At 66.8% G+C, this 20,680-nt stretch carries 21 protein-coding genes; 10 read left to right on the top strand and 11 right to left on the bottom strand.

The features are described from left to right. Nucleotides 1-106 precede the first annotated feature (106 nt). Nucleotides 107-1,120, top strand: coding sequence for an NADP-dependent oxidoreductase (locus tag AC3A56_RS15935; RefSeq protein WP_487770997.1), 1,014 nt, complete (start codon nt 107-109; stop codon nt 1,118-1,120). Between the two features lie 180 nt (nt 1,121-1,300). Here AC3A56_RS15935 and AC3A56_RS15930 read toward each other — a convergent pair whose 3' ends face one another. The 6 genes from AC3A56_RS15930 to AC3A56_RS15905 form a co-directional block, all read right to left on the bottom strand. After that, a complete protein-coding gene (locus tag AC3A56_RS15930; protein ID WP_487770996.1) occupies nt 1,301-1,894 on the bottom strand; it encodes a YdeI/OmpD-associated family protein in 594 nt (197 codons plus the stop codon). Further along, entirely contained in the window at nt 1,891-2,121 is a 231-nt protein-coding gene (locus tag AC3A56_RS15925; RefSeq protein WP_487770995.1) for an IS3 family transposase, read from the bottom strand. Before AC3A56_RS15925 ends, AC3A56_RS15930 begins: the two co-directional genes overlap by 4 nt. After that, the gene (locus tag AC3A56_RS15920) at nt 2,118-2,471 is read right to left on the bottom strand and encodes a transposase (protein WP_487770994.1); all 354 of its coding nucleotides are present in this window, start codon (nt 2,469-2,471) and stop codon (nt 2,118-2,120) included. Before AC3A56_RS15920 ends, AC3A56_RS15925 begins: the two co-directional genes overlap by 4 nt. A gap of 84 nt (nt 2,472-2,555) precedes the next feature. Then, complete coding sequence (locus AC3A56_RS15915) at nt 2,556-2,855, bottom strand: hypothetical protein (protein ID WP_204109426.1); 300 nt, start codon at nt 2,853-2,855, stop codon at nt 2,556-2,558. A 56-nt stretch (nt 2,856-2,911) separates the two neighbouring features. Further along, nucleotides 2,912-3,631, bottom strand: a complete 720-nt coding sequence (locus tag AC3A56_RS15910) for a hypothetical protein (RefSeq protein ID WP_487770993.1) — start codon at nt 3,629-3,631, stop codon at nt 2,912-2,914. Nucleotides 3,632-4,085: 454 nt separating this feature from the next. After that, nucleotides 4,086-4,844, bottom strand: coding sequence for a COG4705 family protein (locus AC3A56_RS15905; RefSeq protein WP_487770992.1), 759 nt, complete (start codon nt 4,842-4,844; stop codon nt 4,086-4,088). A gap of 121 nt (nt 4,845-4,965) precedes the next feature. Here AC3A56_RS15905 and AC3A56_RS15900 point away from each other — a divergent pair, with 121 nt between their 5' ends. The 3 genes from AC3A56_RS15900 (at nt 4,966) to AC3A56_RS15890 (ending at nt 9,110) form a co-directional block, all read left to right on the top strand. Then, the gene (locus tag AC3A56_RS15900; RefSeq protein ID WP_487770991.1) at nt 4,966-5,550 is read left to right on the top strand and encodes an RNA polymerase sigma factor; all 585 of its coding nucleotides are present in this window, start codon (nt 4,966-4,968) and stop codon (nt 5,548-5,550) included. Next, the gene (locus tag AC3A56_RS15895; protein WP_487770990.1) at nt 5,550-6,554 is read left to right on the top strand and encodes a FecR family protein; all 1,005 of its coding nucleotides are present in this window, start codon (nt 5,550-5,552) and stop codon (nt 6,552-6,554) included. Before AC3A56_RS15900 ends, AC3A56_RS15895 begins: the two co-directional genes overlap by 1 nt. A 144-nt stretch (nt 6,555-6,698) precedes the next feature. Next, nucleotides 6,699-9,110, top strand: a complete 2,412-nt coding sequence (locus AC3A56_RS15890) for a TonB-dependent siderophore receptor (protein WP_487770989.1) — start codon at nt 6,699-6,701, stop codon at nt 9,108-9,110. A 17-nt stretch (nt 9,111-9,127) separates the two neighbouring features. On the opposite strand, the gene AC3A56_RS15885 is transcribed toward AC3A56_RS15890, so the two are convergent. After that, nucleotides 9,128-10,177 carry a DUF535 family protein gene (locus AC3A56_RS15885; protein WP_487770988.1) on the bottom strand — a complete coding sequence of 350 codons (1,050 nt, stop codon included), beginning with the start codon at nt 10,175-10,177 and terminating at the stop codon, nt 9,128-9,130. A gap of 103 nt (nt 10,178-10,280) precedes the next feature. Further along, the gene (locus AC3A56_RS15880; protein WP_487770987.1) at nt 10,281-11,321 is read right to left on the bottom strand and encodes a hypothetical protein; all 1,041 of its coding nucleotides are present in this window, start codon (nt 11,319-11,321) and stop codon (nt 10,281-10,283) included. 218 nt (nt 11,322-11,539) lie between these two features. On the opposite strand from AC3A56_RS15880, the gene AC3A56_RS15875 reads away from it, so the two are divergent. Further along, nucleotides 11,540-12,022 (top strand): hypothetical protein, encoded by a 483-nt coding sequence (locus tag AC3A56_RS15875; protein ID WP_487770986.1) that lies wholly within the window; start codon nt 11,540-11,542, stop codon nt 12,020-12,022. Between the two features lie 51 nt (nt 12,023-12,073). Here AC3A56_RS15875 and AC3A56_RS15870 read toward each other — a convergent pair whose 3' ends face one another. Then, complete coding sequence (locus AC3A56_RS15870; protein WP_487770985.1) at nt 12,074-14,755, bottom strand: M1 family metallopeptidase; 2,682 nt, start codon at nt 14,753-14,755, stop codon at nt 12,074-12,076. Between the two features lie 297 nt (nt 14,756-15,052). Here AC3A56_RS15870 and oxyR point away from each other — a divergent pair, with 297 nt between their 5' ends. Then, nucleotides 15,053-16,000: a DNA-binding transcriptional regulator OxyR gene (gene oxyR, locus AC3A56_RS15865; RefSeq protein ID WP_487770984.1), complete on the top strand. Its 948-nt coding sequence runs from the start codon at nt 15,053-15,055 to the stop codon at nt 15,998-16,000. 73 nt (nt 16,001-16,073) lie between these two features. Continuing rightward, entirely contained in the window at nt 16,074-16,670 is a 597-nt protein-coding gene (locus tag AC3A56_RS15860; protein ID WP_487770983.1) for a hypothetical protein, read from the top strand. Here AC3A56_RS15860 and AC3A56_RS15855 read toward each other — a convergent pair. Together AC3A56_RS15855 and AC3A56_RS15850 are read right to left on the bottom strand one after the other, a co-directional pair. Beyond that, complete coding sequence (locus AC3A56_RS15855; RefSeq protein WP_487770982.1) at nt 16,664-17,182, bottom strand: adenine phosphoribosyltransferase; 519 nt, start codon at nt 17,180-17,182, stop codon at nt 16,664-16,666. The two genes, AC3A56_RS15860 and AC3A56_RS15855, sit on opposite strands and share 7 nt — an antisense overlap. A 36-nt stretch (nt 17,183-17,218) precedes the next feature. Continuing rightward, nucleotides 17,219-17,494 (bottom strand): putative signal transducing protein, encoded by a 276-nt coding sequence (locus AC3A56_RS15850; protein ID WP_056717253.1) that lies wholly within the window; start codon nt 17,492-17,494, stop codon nt 17,219-17,221. 111 nt (nt 17,495-17,605) lie between these two features. On the opposite strand from AC3A56_RS15850, the gene AC3A56_RS15845 reads away from it, so the two are divergent. From AC3A56_RS15845 to AC3A56_RS15835, 3 genes are read left to right on the top strand one after another with little or no spacing between them, the layout of a single operon-like run. Then, nucleotides 17,606-19,366 (top strand): glutamine--tRNA ligase/YqeY domain fusion protein, encoded by a 1,761-nt coding sequence (locus AC3A56_RS15845; RefSeq protein WP_487770981.1) that lies wholly within the window; start codon nt 17,606-17,608, stop codon nt 19,364-19,366. A 12-nt stretch (nt 19,367-19,378) separates the two neighbouring features. Beyond that, the gene (locus tag AC3A56_RS15840; RefSeq protein ID WP_487770980.1) at nt 19,379-19,939 is read left to right on the top strand and encodes a nucleoside deaminase; all 561 of its coding nucleotides are present in this window, start codon (nt 19,379-19,381) and stop codon (nt 19,937-19,939) included. Next, a complete protein-coding gene (locus tag AC3A56_RS15835) occupies nt 19,936-20,652 on the top strand; it encodes a TVP38/TMEM64 family protein (RefSeq protein WP_487770979.1) in 717 nt (238 codons plus the stop codon). Before AC3A56_RS15840 ends, AC3A56_RS15835 begins: the two co-directional genes overlap by 4 nt. Nucleotides 20,653-20,680: the final 28 nt, after the last annotated feature.

Genomic DNA, 20,680 nt, shown 5'->3' with positions numbered 1-20,680 from the left:
CATGGATCCAACGCAACAGCCGGCACAATGGGGTTGTCGCCCGGGCCGGCGACGCGACGCCGTATAGTGGAATGCGCACTGTCCCGCTGCCGCCACGGTGAACCGCATGCCCCTGATCAATCGCCAACTGCGCCTGAAAACCCGTCCCGAAGGCCTGGTCTCGCGCGATGACTTCGACCTGGTCGAACAAGCCGTGCCCGACTTGCAGGACGGCGAGGTGCTGGTGCGCGTGCTGTACCTCTCGATGGACCCGACCAACCGCGTGTGGATGCGCGACATCCCGCAATACCTGCCGCCGGTCGCGATCGGCGAGGTGATGCGCGCGCTCGGCCTGGGCCGCGTGGTCGCCTCGCGCTCGGCACACTACGCCGAAGGCGACCTGGTGCAGGGCGTCACCGGCTGGCAGGACTATCTCGTGCTGCACGAAGACGCCAAAGGCTACGTGCGCCTGCCCGCCGATCCCGGCATCCCGCTGCCGACCCTGCTCGGCGCGGCCGGCATGAGCGGCGTCACCGCCTACTACGGCCTCACCGACATCGCCCCCGTGCAGGCCGGCGAAACCCTGGTCGTCTCCGCCGCCGCCGGCTCGGTCGGCTCCATCGCCGGCCAGATCGGCAGGATCATGGGCGCCCGCGTGGTCGGCATTGCGGGCGGCGCCGACAAATGCCGCCACCTCGTCGACCACCTGGGCTTCGATGCCGCCGTCGACTACAAGTCCGCCGACTTCAAGCAGCAACTCAAGGCCGCGACTCCCGACGGCGTCCACGTGAACTTCGAAAACGTGGGCGGCGAGGTGATGCGCGCGGTGCTGTCACGGATGGTGATCGGCGGCCGCGTGGCCCTGTGCGGCATGATCTCCGGCTACAACAGCGCCGAGCGCCCCGGCGACGACTTCAGCCCCGTCATCATGAAACGCCTCAGCATGCGCGGTTTCCTGGTGCTGGATTACACGAAGACCAGGGAAGCGGTGGGTGCGATCACCGGATGGATTCGCGAGGGGAAGTTGAAGACCGAGGAGACCGTGGCCGAAGGCCTGGAGAATGCACCCATGGTGCTCAACCGGCTGTTCGACGGCAGCCATCGGGGGAAGCTGGTGTTGCGGGTGGCTGCGCAGGCATGAGGTGCTGCTGTTTCGATATCCATACCCGAAGCAATCGCTCGAAAGTTCACACTGACCCGGGTTTTGCGGACATCCCATCCGGGGACATCACCGGTGCGATCCAGCCGCACCGTGACCGCCGCCCCAAGATCCCACCTGGTCAAACACGTCGAGCCACTCCCGTACGGGTGCGGCGGTCGGTCACGGATGCACCTTCTCATGACGCGCCAACATTTCCACGAACTGCGCAATCTTCCTTTCGCGCGTCGCGGCCATTTTGACAGTCTGGATCCGATACAGCACGGCATACCGGTTCCGGCCGTCGAGCGAGTCGAAGAACTCCCGGGCTCGCGGGTTGCCATCCAGGGCAGCCTGAAAGTCGTCCGGCACGGTCGCGGTGCTGGCCGAGTCATACGCGGCGCCCCAGCGCCCATCCTTCCTGGCGCGTTCGACTTCAAGCAAGCCGGCCGGCTCCATCTTTCCCGCTTCGATCAGGGCAAGCGCCTTCGCCTTGTTGATCTTCGACCAGGCACTCTTGCCGGACCGCGGGGTGAACCTCTGGAGCCAGTACTGCTCGTCGTGGGCTTGCTTCTGGCCGTCTATCCAGCCAAAGCAGAGTGCCACCTCGATGGCTTCGTCATAGGACACAGACTGCACGCCCGCCACCTTTTTCGCGAGTTGAAGCCACACGCCAGGGGATTTCCCATGGTTCGCCCCCAGCCACGAGGCCCATTCACGCCGGGTCTTGAAGAGCCGGGTCGGAAGGGTCGCGGGGGAAGAAAGTCGGGAGTTCATGGGCTGTCAATGACCACGTGGCGCGGCCGCCGGCCCACCGCTTCGCCGTCCTGTCGCAGGCCGGCATGGACACGCGGGCTGCCATACGTCTGCCGACTTTCGTCGTGCACCCGACGAATGCGCTCAAGCAACCGCGCATCCTCCCGATCCCGCGTGCTGGTTGGCCGGTCGCGCCACGCGTAGTACCCGCTCGCACTGACACCGTAGAGCCGGCACAGAAGCCTCACCGGGTGCTGCTCTTGCTGGCGGATGAAGGTGAAGATGTCGGCCTTGGACTGGAAGTGAACGCGATCGCTTTTTTTAAAAGGTCATGCTCGACCTTCAGTCGCTCGTAGGCCTTCTTCACCTGGCGCAGCTCCTTGAGCTCCGCCGCCACTTCTTTGTCCACGGCCACACCCTTCGTCATGATCAAACCCTCGCGCGCCTGTTTGCGCCAACGAGACAGCATGAACGGATGGATGTAAAGCGACGCGGCAACGTCACCCACCGCGACGCCAGGTAGCTGGCTCAAACGGACGGCGGTTGCCTTGAACTGATCGGTGTAGCGATAGGTGGTTCGCGGACCTGGCTTGGGCATGTCGTGGACTCCTGAAAAGTTAGTTCAGGGTGTCCACTAAAGCGTAGGAACTGTCCCGTCCGCCTTGAACGAAATGTTAGGCGCTCACCGTGCCCGTTTGATAAGAATAGCGTCTTTGACGCTCGACTCAACGCCAGACCACTGGGTACTTGGCGTAAGAACCAGAGAGCAGCCGTACTCATCTCGTGTAGCGTCAATGATTTGCTGGAACCACTGCAAGTAAGACCACTCCCTTGGTGTGGGAGAGTGGAGGAAACCACCTTGCTCGTCCCAATACACTTCCATTGCTGCGCGGTAGATAAGTGGAAATTTCATGAGCGCCGGCGTCACACAAAGCCGGCCGGTGGCGTCAATTGAAACTTCGGCGATGTTGTCCGATTTCATAGGCCTAACGCCTGAATTAAACCGCGCCGCGAAGCGGCGTCGGCTTGAATGAATTGTTAGACCGCTGGCTCGCCAAGTAGCCAGCGCCCGAGGCGCAGCCAATGCTGGCTCTCAATGGCGGCCAATTCAATAGCATGAATGACAATCATTGCCCCGCCGGCCCAAATATAGACGGGGTGCACACGCTTGTACGCGATCCAGTCACGAGCGATTACGACGAGTAAAACCGAATCTGCAACGAATGAAAAGGTGACAAATGGGTTGGGTACAAAAGGCATGAAATGGCGAAACCTGAGCCATGCCGGACCAAGGATGGAAATTGTAGCCAGCACTAGGAGGCGCTTATGACTTTCAGTATCGCGGCGCAGGAAGATTGCAGCTCCGACGAGCGAGCCGAACAGGATCATCTCAATAAGGATGTTGACGAAATTGCCGATGATTGGACCCTCGGCACCGACCGCCAGATCCCTGCGCGTCGTGAATAGATCAACGAGCACGACGGAAACCATGATTGCAACACACAAAATTGCACCGAACCAACCGATACGACGATGAATTCGGACGTTTTTCGACTGAATAAGGGACGCTTGAACGATGAGGAATGCCAGCCAGCCGAACAGCAGCGCGCCATGAATGCGGATGACAGGTGGTGCGTTGAACTGGCCCCGGGCCACGGGCACGAATAATGTTGTCGAGAACCCGGCGATTGCTATGGCTAAAAACGCCACCGTGAGATAGAGGAAGAATGGACTTCGAGTTGCGCTTCGGTATGCCATGGCTCCCCCAAAAGCATGTCCAGCGGTCTAACGCTTAGTAGACCCCATATCGGGGCATATGCAATGGATGTTCAGCTTTCGAAGGAAACTCGTCAAGCGAGCAGATTGTCCGGTTTGGCAAGGGCTTGCGGGATGACGTGAGCGGCTCGGACGACTGGGGGTGACTTTGCATATCTCACAAATCGAGGTGCTATGTCTTATCTCCCACAATTGATGGTGATAACAGCTGCACGTTCGCAGTGTGCGCAAGCCGCCTTATGAACGAGGTTCGGCGATCTTTTGCGCTCGAACGACACCGCTCAGGTGACTAGGCCATGCGCCACGTGGAAACGTCGGTTCATTTTGGTCCCAGGGAAAGGTGGCTCGGCTGCCGCAGGCAGACGAATGCTCTTGCTTCAAAACTCGAAAATACGAGTCCCGATGAAGTCCGCCTTCACAACGCGAGCCCTCATCCTCAATGACTCGCGCCAGCCGCTCTCTTGCCTGAAAACATGACGCAGACCCCCACGAAGACCAGCAGCACCACCGACGCGGAATAACGACTCAAGGCGAGCCCGCCGGACGCCAGCGGCTTGTCCAGGAAGTCGCCAAGCACAGCCCCCAACGGCCGCGTCAGCACGAAGGCTGTCCAGAACAGCAGCGTGGAGGAGACCCGGGTCCAGAAGTGCGCGCCGGCGACTACCACCAGCAAGCCGCCGAAGATGAGCGCTGCGCCCAGGTAACCCAGGCCGGCGGTGTCCGCCGTCCAGTCGCCGAGCGCGGTGCCCAGCGTCTGCGAGAACATGATCGTGGTCCAGTAGAACATCTCGGATCGGGGCGTGCTCACCGACTCGACCGACACCGTGCCCGTCGTGCGGTGCCACACTGCCAGCGAGGCGAGCAGCAGCACCAGCAGCAGCGTGCTGCCGCCCGCGTAGCCGATGCCCAGGGAGCGGGTCACGAAATCCGCCAGGGTGGTGCCCACCGTGGTGGTGGCGATGATCGCCGCCCAGTACACCCAGGGACGGAAGCGCGTGGCGGCGATCTGCACGCCCACCGCCGCGAAGAACAGCGCGGCGAAGATGGCGGTCGCCACGAGGTAGCCCAGGTTCATCGACATCGACACGGCGTCGCCACCGGTTTCGCCCAGCGTGGTGACGGCGATCTTGATGACCCAGAACAGCAGGGTGACTTCCGGTACCTTGCTAGGTGTCTGGCCGTGGACAGCGTTCATCGGGGCGCCTGCCATGGAAAGTGGTGAAGCCTATACCCATTTGTTTCCGACGCCATTTCAATTTTGCCCGGCTGGCGCGTCTAGGCCTGCAATCGACAGCCGCGGCAAGCGCAAGCGCGCCATGAGTACCCTGATGGACGGTCCGCACAGTTTTATGGAACACCTCTCGCGCCACGACGACCTGCAGTTCGACCCTGCGCCCGCCCATGGCGAGGTGGTGGCGGCGCTGTATCGCGAGCATCACGCTGCGCTGGTGGCCCTGCTGCAGTGCCGGCTGAATTCGCGCAGCGACGCGCAGGAGATCGCGCAGGAGGTCTACGTGAAGTTGCTGACCATGAAGGACCTGGGCCACCTGGAAACGCCGCGGGCGTTCCTGTTCCGCATGGCGATCAACCAGTCGGTGGACTACCTGCGCAAGCGCGTGGTGCGCGCCAACCTGTCGCCCCCGCCCGTCAGCGAGGATCTGCACGCCGCGCCGCTGCCCGAGCAGCACCTGTGGGCCGGCCAGCAATGGAAGAAGGTGCAGGCCGCCCTGCGCGAGTTGCCGGCCAAGTGCAGCCAGGCGTTCGTGCTGCACGTGCTGGAAGGCCGCGAGTTTTCCGCTATCGCCACCGAGATGAAGCTCAGCGAACGGATGGTTCGCTACCACGTCAGCCGGGCCATGGCGCACTGCCGTGAACGCTGTTTTGCAATGGAGACGCCGTAATGGCCACCAATACCGGATTCGACGAGGAAACCACGCGCACGGCGGCGCTGTGGTGGACCCAGTTGCGCGATCCCGAACCGTCCCCGGACCTGCTTGAGCGCTGGGGTGCATGGATGGCGGCTGATCCCAGCAACGCCCAGACCTTCGCCCAGCTCAACGCGCTGGGCGAGCTGGCTGCCGACGCCTCGCCCAGCCAGCGCCAGCAGCTGATCGACGAGTTCGCACCGCGCGCCACGAAGCGGCCGTATCGTCCGCTGGCGGCCGCCGCGGCGGTGGTCGGCGTGGCGCTGCTGGGCGGCTGGTGGATGCTGCGCGGCGGGCCGGATCACTCCCCGCTGCCGCAGCAATACGCCAGCGCGGTGGCCGAGGATCGGGCCATCCAGTTGCCCGATGGCACCGCCATCGAACTCGGTGCGGCCTCCAGCCTGACCACCCGCTATGCGCAGCACCGGCGCGACATCGACCTGCGCGCCGGCGAGGCGTTCTTCACCGTCACGCATGACCGCGAGCGTCCGTTCGTGGTGACGGCCGGCCCCCTGCACATCGAGGATCTCGGCACCGCATTCAACGTGCGGCGTACCGGCCAGCGGGTCAGCGTGACGGTGACCGAAGGACGGGTGCGGCTGTCCCCGGCGAACGGCGCCGCGGACGTTGCGGACCTGCCCTCCGGCCGGCTGGACCTGGTGGCGGGCCAGCGCGCCGAGTACGACCCGGTCAGTGGCGCGCTCAGCGTCAGCACGATTGCACCGGAACACGCGGCGACGTGGCGCCAGCACCGGCTGGAGTTCGTCGACGAACCGCTGTCGACCGTGCTGGCCGACGTCAATCGCTACAGCCGCCAGCCGGTGCAGCTGGCCGATCCGCGCCTGGGCGAACTGAGGTTCACCGGCACCGTCAACACGACTAACATTGGCCGTTGGGTCGATGCCTTGCCGCACGTTTTTCCCGTGCAGGTGAGCGCGTTTGCCGATCACGTGGTGCTTTCGGGCACCGGAAAGCCCTGAGCCGTGAGCGTGGGTGGTGGAAATGTTCGAGGCGAAGGCCCGGCCCGATTTCCACCGGCCACGCTCCTGACCATGGTTCGCACGCACGGTGGGCAGGATGGCGGAATGTAAATGGCGTCGCGGCGACGGGCGCAGGTGTTGCAGATGACGTCCGCGAAGCGGATGCAGCGTGCGTTCGGCGTTGGCCTGGCATGGATCGCGGCGACCGGTTTCGCCGGCGTTGCCGTCGCCTCGGGCGCACCGACACTGAAAGCCGAGCGCACCAGCTTCTCGATACCCTCGCAGCCGCTGGCCGATGCGCTGATGGCGCTGGGACGCCAGGCCGACGTGCAGATACTCGCTTCCAGCAAGGCGATCGCGGGTCGGCGCAGCACCGGCACCTCCGGCAGGTTGAAGGTCGAAGCCGCGCTGGACCACCTGCTGCAGGGCACCGGCCTGGACTACGAGGTGATCGGCAGCCGCACGGTGGTGGTGCACCAGCGCGAGTTCAGCCCGGCGACTTCCTACGCAAGCCCGCTGCGCGGCACCAAGCCGAATGTGCCGATCGTCTCGGTGCTGGATACCGTGCGGGTCTCCGGCCTAGTGCTGGGCGACTGGGGATTCCTGGCCGACAGCACGCGGGGCGCCACCCGCACCGACGCGGAGCTGGCCGACCTGCCGCAGTCGGTGAGCATCGTGACGCGCGACCTGATGGATTCCCGCCAGGCGTTCGAGGTGGCCGACGTGGTGCGCCACGTGGCGGGCGTGGACTATGTGGATGGCTTCGGCGGCCCGCCGCTGTTCCGCATCCGCGGGTTCACCACCGGCAACGGCCTCACCGACGGCATGCCCAACGGCGTGGCGCGCATCGAGGATCTGCCGCCGCTGATCGGCATCGAGCGGGTCGAGGTGTTGAAGGGCCCGGAGACGATCCTCGGCGAGTCGTCGGTGGACAACAATTTCGGCGGCTCGGTGAACATCGTGATGAAGCGGCCGCAGGCCGAACCGGTGCGCCAGCTGACGTTCTCCACCGGCCAGGGCGACGGCAGCCGCCTGGGCGTGGACCTGGCCGGTCCGCTCGACGAGCAGGGCCGCCTCACCTATCGCTGGGTCGCCGCCGGCAATCGCGCCGAGCGCACGGCGCAGGGCTATCGCGGCCAGCGCAGCGGCTACTTCGCGCCCTCCATCGGCTGGCAGGACGACACCACGCGGTGGCTGTTCGGCCTGGAATACGTCGACAACCGCGTGCCGGTTGCGGACCACACGGTGCTGCTCGGGCAGTCGCTGGCCAGCACGTCGCCATTCGACCGCTTGCTGGGCAACCCCGACGACCATGCGCGATTCCGCACGCGGCGTGCGTTCTACATGGTCGAGCAGGCACTGGGCGACGACTGGAGCCTGCGCAGCCGCGGACAGTACGTGAGCCAGCGCAGCAGCGGCCAGGCCTGGGCGTTTTCCGACACCCAGCATTTCGGCCTGAGCGAGGCGCAGGCCAGCAGCTACCGCTATTCCGACGCGTTCTACACCTTGCAGAACGAACTGGCGGCAAGTTTCGAGCAGGGCCTGCTGGTACACGACGTGCTGCTGGGCGTGGACTATGCCCGCACCCACACCGGCAACGGCAACCAGCCCAGCGCGCTGGTCACCGGCGCAGCGGTCAACGCCGACCTGCAGGCGGACGACTTCCTGCCGTTCGCGTCGGCGAAGAACACCGTCGTCGTCCAGACCCGTCCGCTGGGCGGATCGTGGTCGAGCCAGCTCGGGCTGTTCGCGCAGGACCAGGTGTCGATCGGCGAGTCATGGCATGTGCTGGCCACGGTGCGCCACGCCACCTACGAGCTGACGGGTGTGGCGATGCCCGCGCTGCGCCAGTCGAGATGGATACCGAGATTGGGCGTGGTCTATCAGCCGAGCCCCGGCGTGTCGCTTTACGCGTCCAGCAACACCGGTTTCCAGGCCGATGCCCTGCTGGGCGAGGACGGTCGCCCGCTGCCGCCGTCGGTGTCGCACCAGCTCGAGCTCGGCAGCAAGGTCGGCCTGTTCGACCAGCGCGCCAGGCTGACGCTGGCCTGGTACCGCATCCGGCTGGACCACAGCATCAGCCAGGTAGCGCCCGAAGCGCCGCATTTTGCCGTGCCGGGTCCAGGCCAGACCAACACCGGCGTGGAGATCGAATTCGACGGCCAGGTCCTGCCGGGGCTGGATGTCTCGGCCAGCTATACCGGCGCGCGCATCCGCAACCACGACGGCAGTGCTCCGTACGGCGCGCCGCGGCACCAGTGGAACACCTGGGCCAGCTACCGCTTCCAGCGCCCTGCCCTGCAATCCTGGGGCGTGGCCAGCGGCGTGTTCGGGCGCAGCAGCACCAGTGGACGCACCGAGAACGGCGGCTATTTCCGCATGCCGAGCCAGCTCAGCGCGGAGGCGAACCTGAGCTGGTATGCCGATCCCTGGACGCTGACGCTGGGCGTGAAGAATCTTTTCGGAGGCACCTTGTACGCGATCAACGCCGAGTCGTCGTTCGTGCCGGTGCGCCAGGGCCGGCTGGTCCTGTTCAACGGAACCTTCCACTTCTAGCTTCCGCCGCGCGCGCGTCATGGACCGGCAGCCAGCAGGCTGGCGGAAGCGGCCGGATGTTTCTCGCCGCCGCGAAATCGCTGGACCGGCGTCGCCGCGCCTTCGCGCGAGTCCGCGGTTTCCGCGGCGGCAGGCTGCGCTCCGGACGATCGCCGCAACGCGGCCGCGAAGGCGTCACCGGCTTCCCGCCGGAAGGCTTCGCTGCGCTGCTGCTTTTCGCGGCGGCTGCGCGGACCTTCGGCGCACGGCGCGGGAATCAGCGACAACGGCAGCGCATGACAGCCCGCGCCGGCGCTCACGCCGCCCTGTGCCTCCCAGAATGCATCGCCGCTGGCGGCAGCTTCCACGTCCGCACCGTCGGCATCCGCACCCGACTGGCCAACGCAGGCCGCCGCCGTGACGGCGCGAATCCGCTTCAGCCCGTGCAGCGCCGCCAGCTCGCGCACCAGCGACATCAGCAGGTCCTTCGGATGCAGGCCGTGGCTGCCCCGGATGAATTCCCGCGTCGCCTCGAACGGCGCATGCGGACCCGCGCCCCGCAACGCCCCGATGGTGACGCTGTCGCGCCGATCGAAGGTCAGGATGCACGAGGCCAGCACGTCCTTGTCGTCGCTGAGCAGCAACAGGCTCAGCTCGCCCGCGTCGGCGCGCGAAGGCTTGCGCAGGTGCAGGTGCACGTCGGCCGCATCCTCCAGCCGCAGCGTGGTCAGGCGCGCGCCACCACCCAGCACGAGGCGTTCGGCCAGCCATGCGGGAAAGCGCCGCATCACGAAATCGTAGTGCGCATTGACGATGCGACGGCGCGCGGCGGGGTTGAAGTGCGTCGAGATGTAGGGCCGGTGCCAGCGCTCGTACAGCCGCGGATCGGCCTGCGCCGCCCGCCACATCGCCTCGCGCGCATGCAGCGAGCGCAGCCACTGCGTCTGGCGGATGCACAGCCGCAGCCAGCTGGTCATGTGCAGGGCCAGCTGCCAGCGACCGTCACCGGAGGCCTGGCGCAGCGACCAGCGACTGCGCACGGCCTCCATCCACAAGCGGGTCGTCCTGCTGATTTGTTCGATGCGCATCGGTCCGCCTCGTCATGCCGAGTTGACCATAGAGACGCGCGAGCCACCGGTTTTTGAAATGCCGGCGATCAGCAGTCCGCTGCGCGGCGACCGGCGGACCCGATCACTCCGAAATCGCCAGCACGCATTCATCCGCGCCGTAGCTGCGGCAACACACCGGAAAGATCGACAGGCTCCCCGGCGCAATGACCGGTCCCAGCAAGCCTTCGAGGAATCCGCTGAAGAAGCTGCAGCCGGAGTGGCCCTGCTCCGTGCACAGCGGGCTGTCGAGGATGTGCAGCTGCGAACCCTGCTGATCCACTTCCACCAGCGCCCGCAAGGCCGGCGTGCCGATGCGCTCGAGTGCATCGGTCAGGCCCAGGCCACCATCCATCGCGTATTCCCGCGCGAACACCCACGCACCGGCGCGCTGGCCGGCCAGCGCCAGCGAGGATTCGCGTGCACCGTCCGGCACCGAGGCGCTCAGCGCCAGCAGCCTGGGCATCAGTTTCGGATAGTCGTATTCGAGTGACTGCAGCGCCTTGTCGACCGCGCTCTCGTCCGCGTCCAGGGCCACCACGTCGACGAAGGGATTCGCCTCCACCGATGCGACAGGCGGTGGCGCCGGCGCACGCGTGGTAGGCAGGATGAATTCGAAGTCCGGCTCCGCTGGCGCAGGCGGCGCCGACGGAACGGTCTGCACGGCTTCGGCCTGCACGGCTTCGGTCTTCGCGGGCCGGGCCAGGATCGGCGCCACCGCGAAGGGCTCGTCCGTCAGCACTTCTCTCGATGGCGATGCGGCAGGCGAAGCGACGGGCGCCGGTGCAGGCGCCGCCACCTTCGCGACAGGCGTGACCGGCTCGGGCACCGGCGGCGGCAGATAGGTCGCCCGCTTCACCGTGGCGCCGAAATGCGGCTGCTCCTCGCCTTCCACGAACGGCGTGATCCGGAAGCTGACGAAGCGGTCATAACCTTCCAGCGCCGCTTCCAGTTCGCGCTTCTTGCGCGGCGAGCCGCGCACCACCATCGTCAAAAGTGTCCCATGGGGGTCCTGCACCAGACGCTGGCGCTGCAAGGTGAAACCGCTGGCAAGAATGAAACGGCCAACTTCGATGAGCAGGCCTTCGCGACTTTGCGAAAGCCCCTGGATTTCCAGCTCGATCATCAAGCCCCCTGTAGGCGATGCCGATGGAGATGTGGGTTGAAGGACGGCGCCGGTCCCGAACAGGGCCCGGGCGCACATCGGTGCAACGGAGCCATTTTATCGCTGTCCCGCCGCCCGGGGTGTGAACGGATACGGCGGATGGAACATGTCTTGCGGGCACGCGTGGCGTGTGGCGGTGCAAGCACGTATCGTCGCCGCTTCCCCAGCGAAGGTTTGCCATGGCCACGCCGAAACCGTTCCACCATGCTGCCTTTCTGCGCGACCTGGAGCAATTCGTCGCCGGTGGAAGCTCCCCTGCCTCCTGTTCGCCCGAACTTGCCGCGATCCTGCGGACCCCGGGCGTCGATGCCCGGCCCTCACCGGCGGCCAGCCAGCTGGTTCGCCTGCTGCATGCACGCAAGGCCGTGCTGAAGGCAGCGTTCGACACCGGGCAGGTCGCCGACGAATTGCGTCGCCACCAGAAGTTCGCCAGGCCCGGACAGCCGTCGCCGCATATCGTGCAATTGCGCCAGCAACAAGCCGCCGCACGACAGGCTTCCAGCCAGTCGCGACAACTGCTGATCCAGTCCGCCGCCGCCTTCGTGCGCGAGGCCGGCATCGTGCCGCCCGCGCGACTGGCCCTCGAGGTGTTCATCGACGGCTGGATGGAAGCCGGCTTGCCGAAAGAGCCGGGCACGCCAGAGGCGGGCACGCCCGGATAAAAAAGCGCCGCCGGCACGATGCCGTGCCGGCGGCGGATACCTCGTTGCCGCTTAGCGCAGGATGCTGGCCGGGTCCTGCTTCGCCGTCAGCGCACTGCACAGCTGGATCGATTCGCCGGTCTGGGCCAGGCCACGACCGATGCCGGCAGCGTCCTTCTCGCGGGTCTTGAAAAACGCCTGCAGGCGATCGTACTCGGCGGTGGAGCAGCCACCACCGGCGGCCAGCGACGGCAGGCGACCGCCGGAGAAGCTGCCGGTGCGATCGAGGATCTGCTGGTAGTGAGCGGTGAACCAGTTCCACATCGCGTCACGCTGGGCCTGCGTATCGCGACCACCGCGCAACAGCATGCCCATCTCGCCGACCTTGACCGGCTTGGTCAGCGCGAAGTTGCGCACCTGCTCGGCCAGTGCCGGATCTTCCACGCTGGCCAGGCCACCGAGAATGCCGTTGCGCAAGGCCGGGTCGCTGGTCTTGGGCAACTCGGCGATCAGCGCATCGACCGCGCTCTTGCCGTGTTCCTGCACCGCCACGCCCAGCGCATCGCCAAGCAGGTCGGGATCGGCCGCGGCCAGGTTCAGGTGGCCATCCGCCGTCGGCTTCAACGCCGCATCACCCTGCTTGAGCAGGGCCGCACGCACTTCGGGCAACTTGAAATCGAACGCCAGCGAACTGGCCAGGCTGCTGCGCATCAGCGAATCGTCTTCCGGCTCGCCCGCCTTGCGCTGATAGCCGAGCTGCTCCAGTCGCGGCAGGTAGGCGGCCTTTGCCCATGCGGCCAGACGGGCGCGCTGGGCATCGGTGGTGGCGATGCGATGGTAGAGACCGCTGGCCGTGCCCAGTGGCACGGTGGCCACTTCGCGGATCTTCGAGCCGGTCAGCGGCTGCATGGCCGCCAGCACCTGGCCGGCATCCAGATCGCCACGGCGGAAGCTGGCGTTGATCGCATCGGCGTAGGCCAGCTGCTCAGCGTCGCTGAGCGTGCCGACCTGCTTGATCAGGCGGTCGAGCCCGTCCTTGTCGAGGCTGAAGCGGTAGTAGCCGCTGGCGTTCGCGTTCGGCATCACCCAGGTCGACTTGCTGGCGCCGGGCAGCTCCATCGAACCGGTGGCCTGGTCGAGCATGTCGCAGGCGACCTTGCTGCCATCGACGGTGCCGTAGCGCACGCACACCGGCACGCCCCAGATGCGCTTGGCGTCGCCGCTGCTGCCCAGCGGCAGGTAGCGGCTCTGGTTCAGCTGCAGCACGGTCTTGCCATCCTTCTGTTCCAGCTTCGTGGCCACGTAGGGCACGCCGGACTGGTCGAGGAAGCTCTTGAACGCATGCTTGAACGCGTCGCCCTTGTCGGCCGCGGTGGCGATCGCCGAGACCAGGTCGTCGGCGGTGGCGTTGCCGAATTTCTGGCTCTGGATGTACGCCCGCATGCCCTTCTGGTAGGTCTTCTCGCCCACGTAGTTCTCGAACATGGCGATGACGCTGGCACCCTTCTGGTAGGTGATGCCGTCGAACGCGGTCATGATGTCGCCGTTGCCGGAGATCGGCTGACGGATGCTGCGCGCGCTGACCAGGCTGTCGTTGCTCATCGCACCCTGCGCGCCGCGCACGCGGTCGAGGTCAGCGCGGTATTCCGGATGCACCTGCATGGTGACTTTCTGCTGCATCCAGGTCGCGAACGCCTCGTTGAGCCAGATGTCGTTCCACCACGCGGTGGTCACCGTGTCGCCGGTCCACTGGTGCGCCAGCTCATGCGCGTTGACGTTGAACGAGCCCTGCACGTTGCGGGCCGGGGAATCCTTGTCCAGCAGCAGCAGCCAGTCGCGGAACGTCACCAGGCCCGGGTTCTCCATCGCGCCGGCTTCGAAATCCGGCGCCGCCAGCAGGTCGAGCTTGCCGAACGGATAGCCGAAGCCGTAGTAGTTCTCCAGCGCGTGGATGATGCTCGGCGTTTCGCCCAGCACGTGTTCCATGCGATGGCCTTCACCCTTGGCGGCGATGCCGCGCAGCTTCAGCGGTTCGCTGCGGTAGGCGTCGGGCGAGATGTCCGGGCCGTCCACGATGTCCCACGGGCCGACCGCAAACGCGACCAGGTAGGTCGGCAGCGGCTGGGTCTGGGCGAAGGTCACGGTCTTCCAGCCCTTGCCGGCCGGCTGCTCCTTCACCTGCTTGGTATTGGCCACCACGTTCTCGTGGTCAGGCACGGTGATGCTGATGTCGAACGGGGTCTTGAAGCCGGGTTCGTCGAAACCGGGGAAGGCGAAACGCGCGCTGATCGGCTCCATCTGCGTCATCGCATACGGCTGGCCCTTGGCGGTGACCTTGTATAGGCCCTGCAGCTGCTGGTTGAGCGGCGCGCTGTACTCGAACTTCACGGTGAGGTCCTGCGGCTTCAGCATGCTGCCGAAATCCACCCGCACCACACCCGCCTTCGGGTCGACGTTGACGTACTTGCCCGCGTGCGTCTTGCCGGCGGCGTCGGTGATCGTCACCTTCGACACCTTCAGTTCGGCGCCATCCAGCCACAGGTGGTCGGAGGCCTGGTTCAGCTTGACCTTGATCGTGGTGGTGCCGGAAAAGTCCTGCTGCGCCGGATCGACCTTGAACGCCAGCTGGTACGACTGCGGCACCGCCCAGCCCGGCAGGCGACCCTGCGGCGCCTGGTCGGCGGTGGCGGCAAACGCGGCGCCACAACAAGTGGCGAGCGCGGTAAGCAGGAGCGGGCGGACGAGACGGCGCATGGTGGTTTCCCTGGGTTGTGGAGAATCCCCAAGCTAGAGCCGCCATGACCTTCGACCCAGTGCCAGAAGGCATGGCCGGGCATCAGCCTGGCACGGGCCCAAAAAAAACCGGCGATGAAGCGGACTTCATGGCCGGCCGGGGAAGCCCGCGCGCCTGCGGGGGAGAGGGAGGGGACTCCGACGCGCGGGTTGTCACGAGATCAATGGCAGACAGCGTACCGAGCCTTCTTGCATTGCTCCAATTGATTGTTACCATCTCGCCCATAGCTTCTGGCTATTGTCGTACCGGGATGAGCGATGAATCTGCGCGACCTTCAATACCTGGTGGCCCTGGCCGAGCACCGTCATTTCGGGCGTGCCGCGAATGCCTGTTTCGTCAGCCAGCCCACCCTGTCCACCCAGATCAGGAAACTGGAGGACGAGCTGGGCGTGCCGCTGGTCGAGCGCACGCCGCGCAAGGTGTTGCTGACTGAGGTCGGCCGCGACATCGCGATGCGCGCGCGCAACGTGCTCAACGAGATCGAGCAGATCCGCGGCGTGGCCCGGCGCACGCTGGACCCGGAGTCCGGCACGGTGCGGCTCGGCATCTTCCCCACGCTGGGGCCGTACCTGCTGCCGCATGTGCTGCCGCTGGTGCGCAAGGCCTTCCCGCGACTGGAACTGCTGCTGGTCGAGGAGAAGACCGAGACCGTGCTGCGCCTGCTGCACGAGGGCAAGCTCGACGCCGGCATCCTGGCCCTGCCGCTGCACGAGGACAGCCTGCACCAGGAATTCCTGTTCGAGGAACCGTTCCTGCTGGCGGTGTCCGAAGCGCATCCGCTGGCGCACAAGCAGGGCCAGCTGAAGCTGGCCGACCTCACCCACCAGAACCTGCTGTTGCTGGAGGACGGCCACTGCCTGCGCGACCAGGCGCTGGAGGTCTGCCACATGGCCGGCGCGGGTGAACATTCCGGCTTCCGCGCCACCAGCCTGGAAACCCTGCGCCAGATGGTGGCGGCCAACGTGGGCATCACCCTGCTGCCGGTGACCGCGGTGAAGCCGCCGGTGGCGCCGCTGGATAACCTGCACCTGATCGAGTTCCGGGGAACGCCGCCGAGCCGGCGCATCGCGATGGTCTGGCGCAAGAGCTCGGCGATGGACGCCTTCCTGAAGCGCCTCGCCGACGTGCTGCGCGACCTCCCCGCCGACCTGCTGGACGCGCACACCGCGGCGACGCCGCCGGCGGCCAGGGTCTCCGCCGGCTGACGCCGAACGGCCGGACGCAAGCCGGCATCCATCATCCACCGCAAGCAGCCAGCCGACCACGGACACCCTGACGATGCGCAACCTGCTGATCGCCGCCGCGGTGCTGCTGGCCCTGCTGTTCGTGCTGGCGCACCGGCAGCATGCCGCGGTGGAAACCGGGCCGGGCGTGCTGGCCTCCGAGGCGCCGCAGCAGGTCGATCTGGACCACGGCGCACTGCTGCAACGCGACGGCGTCAGCCTGCAGACACGCGCCCACTTCGACATCACCGCACGGGTGCTGTCGCGCAAGGACTATTCGGGCTCCCGCGATGGCGACCTGGTGCCGCTGGACCTGGCGCTGGGCTGGGGCCGCATGTCCGACAGCACCGTGCTGGCCGGCATCGACATCAGCCAGTCCGGGCGCTTCTACTACTGGCACGTGAAGGACTTCCCGATACCGCGCCGCGAGATCGAAACCTCCAGCGCCAACATGCACATGATCCCGGCCGACGAGGACGTGAAGCGCCAGCTGGAGCTGATCCGGCCGGGCCAGGTGGTGCATATCGAAGGCTTCCTGGTCGATGCCAGCCGGGCGGACGGCTGGCACTGGAACACCTCGATGACCCGCGACGACACCGGTGGCGGCGCCTGCGAATTGATCTATGTCGAAAGCGTGACCGTCACTCAGTAGTGCAGCAGGCCGTGCAGCGGCTCGCCGCCCGGCCAGCGCTCGCGCCCGCGCAGCGCGTCCAGTTCGATCACCACGCTGGCGCCGACCAGCTCGGCGCCCAGTTGTGCGACCAGCGCCCGCGCCGCAGCCAGCGTGCCGCCGGTGGCCAGCACGTCGTCGACCAGCAGCACGCGCTCGCCCGGGCGGATCGCGTTGCGCTGCACTTCCAGCCGATCCGTGCCGTACTCCAGCTGGTAGTCCACCGCGATCACCGGCGGCGGCAGCTTGCCAGGCTTGCGCAAGGGCACGAAGCCCGCGCCCAGTTTTTGCGCCAGCGCCGCGCCGAAGATGAAGCCGCGGGCCTCGATCCCGCACACCGCCTGCACGCCGCGGCCCAGCCACGGTTCGGCCAGCGCATCGATGCAGCGGACGAAGCCTGCGGCGTCGGCCAGCAGCGGCGTCACGTCGCGGAACACCACGCCGGCACGCGGAAAGTCGGGCACGGCGCGGATCAGCGCGGCGAGTTCATGCATGTCGTTTCCTCGGGAATTCACGCCGTGAAGCAGAGCTCAGCACGGCAGGGGCAGCGGCTCGCCGGGTAGTTCGTCGTCGCGCATCGCTTCGCGCGCTTCGCTCAGCTGCATCTCGACCCCGGCCACGATGGCCTGGCCGTCGGCCAGCGCGGCCTCGGGCACCATCACCGCGATGTAATCCATCGCCGGCAACTGGCCCACCGCGCCGGTCAGGTACTCGCCGGCGATGAACGCGGGGATGCCGCCGGCTTCCAGCGCATCCTTGACCAGATGGGCATCGAACAGGTTCTCGGCGCGATAGACGATGTGCATGGGCTGCACGCTAACCCGCACGGCAGCGCGGGGCAAGCCGGCCGCCCTGCCCCGATCACGGTGACAGGGTAAACTTGCACGTTTCCACCACCGTCCGTGAGCCACAGCCCGATGTCGACCGATCAGCCCGCCGCCGCACCCGCCCCGTCGCCGGCCGCGGCACCCCAGGATTTCATCCGGCAGATCGTGCGCGACGACCTCGCTTCGGGCAAGCACACGGCGATCCACACCCGCTTCCCGCCGGAGCCGAATGGCTACCTGCACATCGGCCACGCCAAGGCGATCTGCCTGAGCTTCGGCATCGCGAAGGAATTCGGCGGCTGGTGCAACCTGCGCCTGGACGACACCAACCCGGGCAAGGAAGACCCCGAATTCGTCGAGGGCATCAAGGACGACGTGCGCTGGCTCGGTTTCGAATGGCACGAGCTGCGCCACGCCTCGGACTACTTCGAGGTGTTCTACCGGGCGGCGTGCAAGCTGATCACCGACGGCGTGGCCTATGTCGACGACCTCGACGTCGAGCAGATGCGCGCGTACCGCGGCACGCTGACCGAGCCGGGCCGCCATTCGCCGTACCGCGAGCGCTCGGTGGCAGAGAACCTCGACCTGTTCGCGCGCATGCGCGCGGGTGAATTCGCCGACGGCAGCAAGACGCTGCGCGCGAAGATCGACATGGCCTCGGGCAACATCAACATGCGCGATCCGGCGATCTACCGGGTGCGCAAGATCGCCCACCAGAACACCGGCGACGCGTGGCCGATCTACCCGATGTACGACTACGCGCACTGCCTGTCCGACGCGCTGGAAGGCATCACCCATTCGCTGTGCACGCTGGAGTTCGAGGACCACCGCCCGCTCTACGACTGGTTCGTCGACAAGGTCGACCTGCCGAACCATCCGCAGCTGTGGCAGCCGCTGCTCGCCGCTGGCCTGCCGACGCAGCCGGCCAAGCCGCGCCAGATCGAATTCTCCCGGCTCAACCTCAGCTACTGCATCACCAGCAAGCGCAAGCTGGCCCAGCTGGTCAGCGACGGCTTCGTCGACGGCTGGGACGACCCGCGGATGAACACCTTGCGCGGCCTGCGCCGCCGCGGCTTCACCCCGGCAGGACTGCGTCTGCTGATCGAGCGGCTGGGCGTGAGCAAGCAGAACAGCGTGATCGACTACGCCGTGCTCGAAGGCTGCATCCGCGAGGACCTGGACGCCACCGCGGCGCGGCGCATGGCCGTGCTCGATCCGCTGAAGCTGGTGCTGACCAACCTGCCCGAAGGCCATGAGGAAACGCTGGACTTCGCCAACCATCCCAAGGACGAGAGCTTCGGCACCCGCAAGGTGCCGTTCGCCCGCGAGGTGTGGATCGAGCGCGACGATTTCGCCGAGGTGCCGCCGAAAGGCTTCCATCGCCTGAAGCCCGACGGCGAAGTGCGCCTGCGCGGCGTGGGCATCGTGAAGTGCACCGACATCGTCAAGGATGCCGACGGCAACGTGACCGAACTGCACGCCACGCTGGACCCGGAAACCCGCCACGGCCTGCCCGGCGCCGACCGCAAGGTCAAGGGCACGATCCATTGGGTCAGCGCGAAGCATGCGGTGGCCACGGAAGTGCGTCTCTACGACCGCCAGTTCAGCGTGCCCGCGCCGGACCACGAGGAAGACGGCAAGAGCTGGCTCGACCACATCAACCCCGACGCCAAACGCGTGGTGCAGGCGTGGCTGGAGCCGGCCGCGGCCCGTGTCGAGCCCGAACAGCGCTTCCAGTTCGAGCGCCTGGGCTACTTCGTGGCCGACCGCGTCGACCATCGCGCCGAGGCTCCGGTGTTCAACCGCACGGTGACCTTGCGCGACGTCTGGGCCCGGGCCGCCGGCCAGTAAACGGAGAACCGCATGTTGCCCCTGCAAATCCATCTGACCCTGCCGCCGTGGATCGGTGACGTGGCCGATACCAACAGGCGTTACCAGAGCGACGAGGAGCGCGTCGGCCTGGCGATCGAGCTGTCGAGACAGAATGTCGAGCGCGGCGGCGGCGGTCCGTTCGGCGCGGCCGTGTTCAACAATCACAGCGGCCGGCTGGTCGCCGTGGGCGTGAACCGCGTGGTGCCGCAGAGCTGCTCGGTGGCGCACGCGGAAATGATGGTGATCATGATCGCCCAGCAGCGGCTGAGCCGGCATCGGCTGAACGAGGACGGCAGCCACTACGTGCTGGCCACCAGCTCGCAGCCATGCTGCCAGTGCTACGGCGCCAGCGTCTGGGCCGGCATCGACGAACTGCTGATCGGCGCGCGCGCCGAAGACGTGGAAGAGCTGACCGACTTCGACGAAGGCCCGCTGCCGGCCGACTGGATCGGCGAACTCGAGCGCCGCAACATCGCGGTCCGCCGCGACATCCTGCGCGACCAGGCCCGCGAGGTGTTGGCCACTTACGGCGCCAGCGGCACACCGTATTGAGCCGCTGGCGCGCCACGCTGCCGCTGGTGCTGCTGGTGCTGGCCGGCGTCGTGCTGTTCGCCTCCGGCTCGCTGGACCAGTTGACGCCACACCGGCTGCTGGCCAACCAGGCCAGCCTGCATGCGCAGATCGCTGACCACCCGTGGCTGAGCAGGCTGGCCTTCACCGGCCTGCTGACGCTGACCGTGGCCACCGGCATCCCCGGCACCATCGTGGTGATCCTGGCCGGTGGCTTCGCCTTCGGGGTGGTCGACGCCACGCTGTATTCGTCGCTGGGGCTGACCCTGGGGTCGCTGATCCTGTTCCTGGCCAGCCGCTATGCCTTCGGCCCGGGCAGCCGCCAGCCGCCGGCCGTCGTGGCGCGGTTGCACCATGGCTTCGAGCGGCACCCGGTCAGCTACACCCTGTTCCTGCGCTTCATTCCCGTCGTGCCGTTCGGCGCGGTCACCGTGGCGCTGGCCTGGCTGCGCTGCCCGCTGTGGCTGTTCCTGGGCGCCAGCTGGCTGGGCGGCACGATTGCGCTGATCTTCGAAACCTCGATCGGCGCCGGGCTTGGCGACGCGATGAGCCAGAGCGACAGCCTCGGCCTGGGCCTGTTCCTGCACCGCGAGGTGCTGTTGCCGCTGGGCGCGATCGCCCTGCTCGCCCTGCTGCCCCTGCTGATCGAACGCATGACCCGGCGCCGGCGCCAGCGTCGATTCCCGCTGGACTGAAACGGATCGCGGCAGCTGCCAAGCCGCC

The sequence above is a fragment of the Rhodanobacter sp. Soil_C_14 genome (genome assembly GCF_057657335.1).
Note: the sequence above shows the minus strand (reverse complement) of the source record. Positions and strands in the feature narration are given on the sequence as shown.

Excerpts from the sequence above, each read along its gene's own strand:
- AC3A56_RS15935 (WP_487770997.1), top strand. The coding sequence starts at position 107 with ATGCCCCTGATCAATCGCCAACTGCGCCTGAAAACCCGTCCCGAAGGC.
- AC3A56_RS15930 (WP_487770996.1), bottom strand. The coding sequence starts at position 1,894 with ATGAACTCCCGACTTTCTTCCCCCGCGACCCTTCCGACCCGGCTCTTC.
- AC3A56_RS15920 (WP_487770994.1), bottom strand. The coding sequence starts at position 2,471 with ATGCCCAAGCCAGGTCCGCGAACCACCTATCGCTACACCGATCAGTTC.
- AC3A56_RS15915 (WP_204109426.1), bottom strand. The coding sequence starts at position 2,855 with ATGAAATCGGACAACATCGCCGAAGTTTCAATTGACGCCACCGGCCGG.
- AC3A56_RS15910 (WP_487770993.1), bottom strand. The coding sequence starts at position 3,631 with ATGGCATACCGAAGCGCAACTCGAAGTCCATTCTTCCTCTATCTCACG.
- AC3A56_RS15905 (WP_487770992.1), bottom strand. The coding sequence starts at position 4,844 with ATGAACGCTGTCCACGGCCAGACACCTAGCAAGGTACCGGAAGTCACC.
- AC3A56_RS15900 (WP_487770991.1), top strand. The coding sequence starts at position 4,966 with ATGAGTACCCTGATGGACGGTCCGCACAGTTTTATGGAACACCTCTCG.
- AC3A56_RS15895 (WP_487770990.1), top strand. The coding sequence starts at position 5,550 with ATGGCCACCAATACCGGATTCGACGAGGAAACCACGCGCACGGCGGCG.
- AC3A56_RS15890 (WP_487770989.1), top strand. The coding sequence starts at position 6,699 with ATGACGTCCGCGAAGCGGATGCAGCGTGCGTTCGGCGTTGGCCTGGCA.
- AC3A56_RS15885 (WP_487770988.1), bottom strand. The coding sequence starts at position 10,177 with ATGCGCATCGAACAAATCAGCAGGACGACCCGCTTGTGGATGGAGGCC.
- AC3A56_RS15880 (WP_487770987.1), bottom strand. The coding sequence starts at position 11,321 with ATGATCGAGCTGGAAATCCAGGGGCTTTCGCAAAGTCGCGAAGGCCTG.
- AC3A56_RS15875 (WP_487770986.1), top strand. The coding sequence starts at position 11,540 with ATGGCCACGCCGAAACCGTTCCACCATGCTGCCTTTCTGCGCGACCTG.
- AC3A56_RS15870 (WP_487770985.1), bottom strand. The coding sequence starts at position 14,755 with ATGCGCCGTCTCGTCCGCCCGCTCCTGCTTACCGCGCTCGCCACTTGT.
- oxyR (WP_487770984.1), top strand. The coding sequence starts at position 15,053 with ATGAATCTGCGCGACCTTCAATACCTGGTGGCCCTGGCCGAGCACCGT.
- AC3A56_RS15860 (WP_487770983.1), top strand. The coding sequence starts at position 16,074 with ATGCGCAACCTGCTGATCGCCGCCGCGGTGCTGCTGGCCCTGCTGTTC.
- AC3A56_RS15855 (WP_487770982.1), bottom strand. The coding sequence starts at position 17,182 with ATGCATGAACTCGCCGCGCTGATCCGCGCCGTGCCCGACTTTCCGCGT.
- AC3A56_RS15850 (WP_056717253.1), bottom strand. The coding sequence starts at position 17,494 with ATGCACATCGTCTATCGCGCCGAGAACCTGTTCGATGCCCATCTGGTC.
- AC3A56_RS15845 (WP_487770981.1), top strand. The coding sequence starts at position 17,606 with ATGTCGACCGATCAGCCCGCCGCCGCACCCGCCCCGTCGCCGGCCGCG.
- AC3A56_RS15840 (WP_487770980.1), top strand. The coding sequence starts at position 19,379 with ATGTTGCCCCTGCAAATCCATCTGACCCTGCCGCCGTGGATCGGTGAC.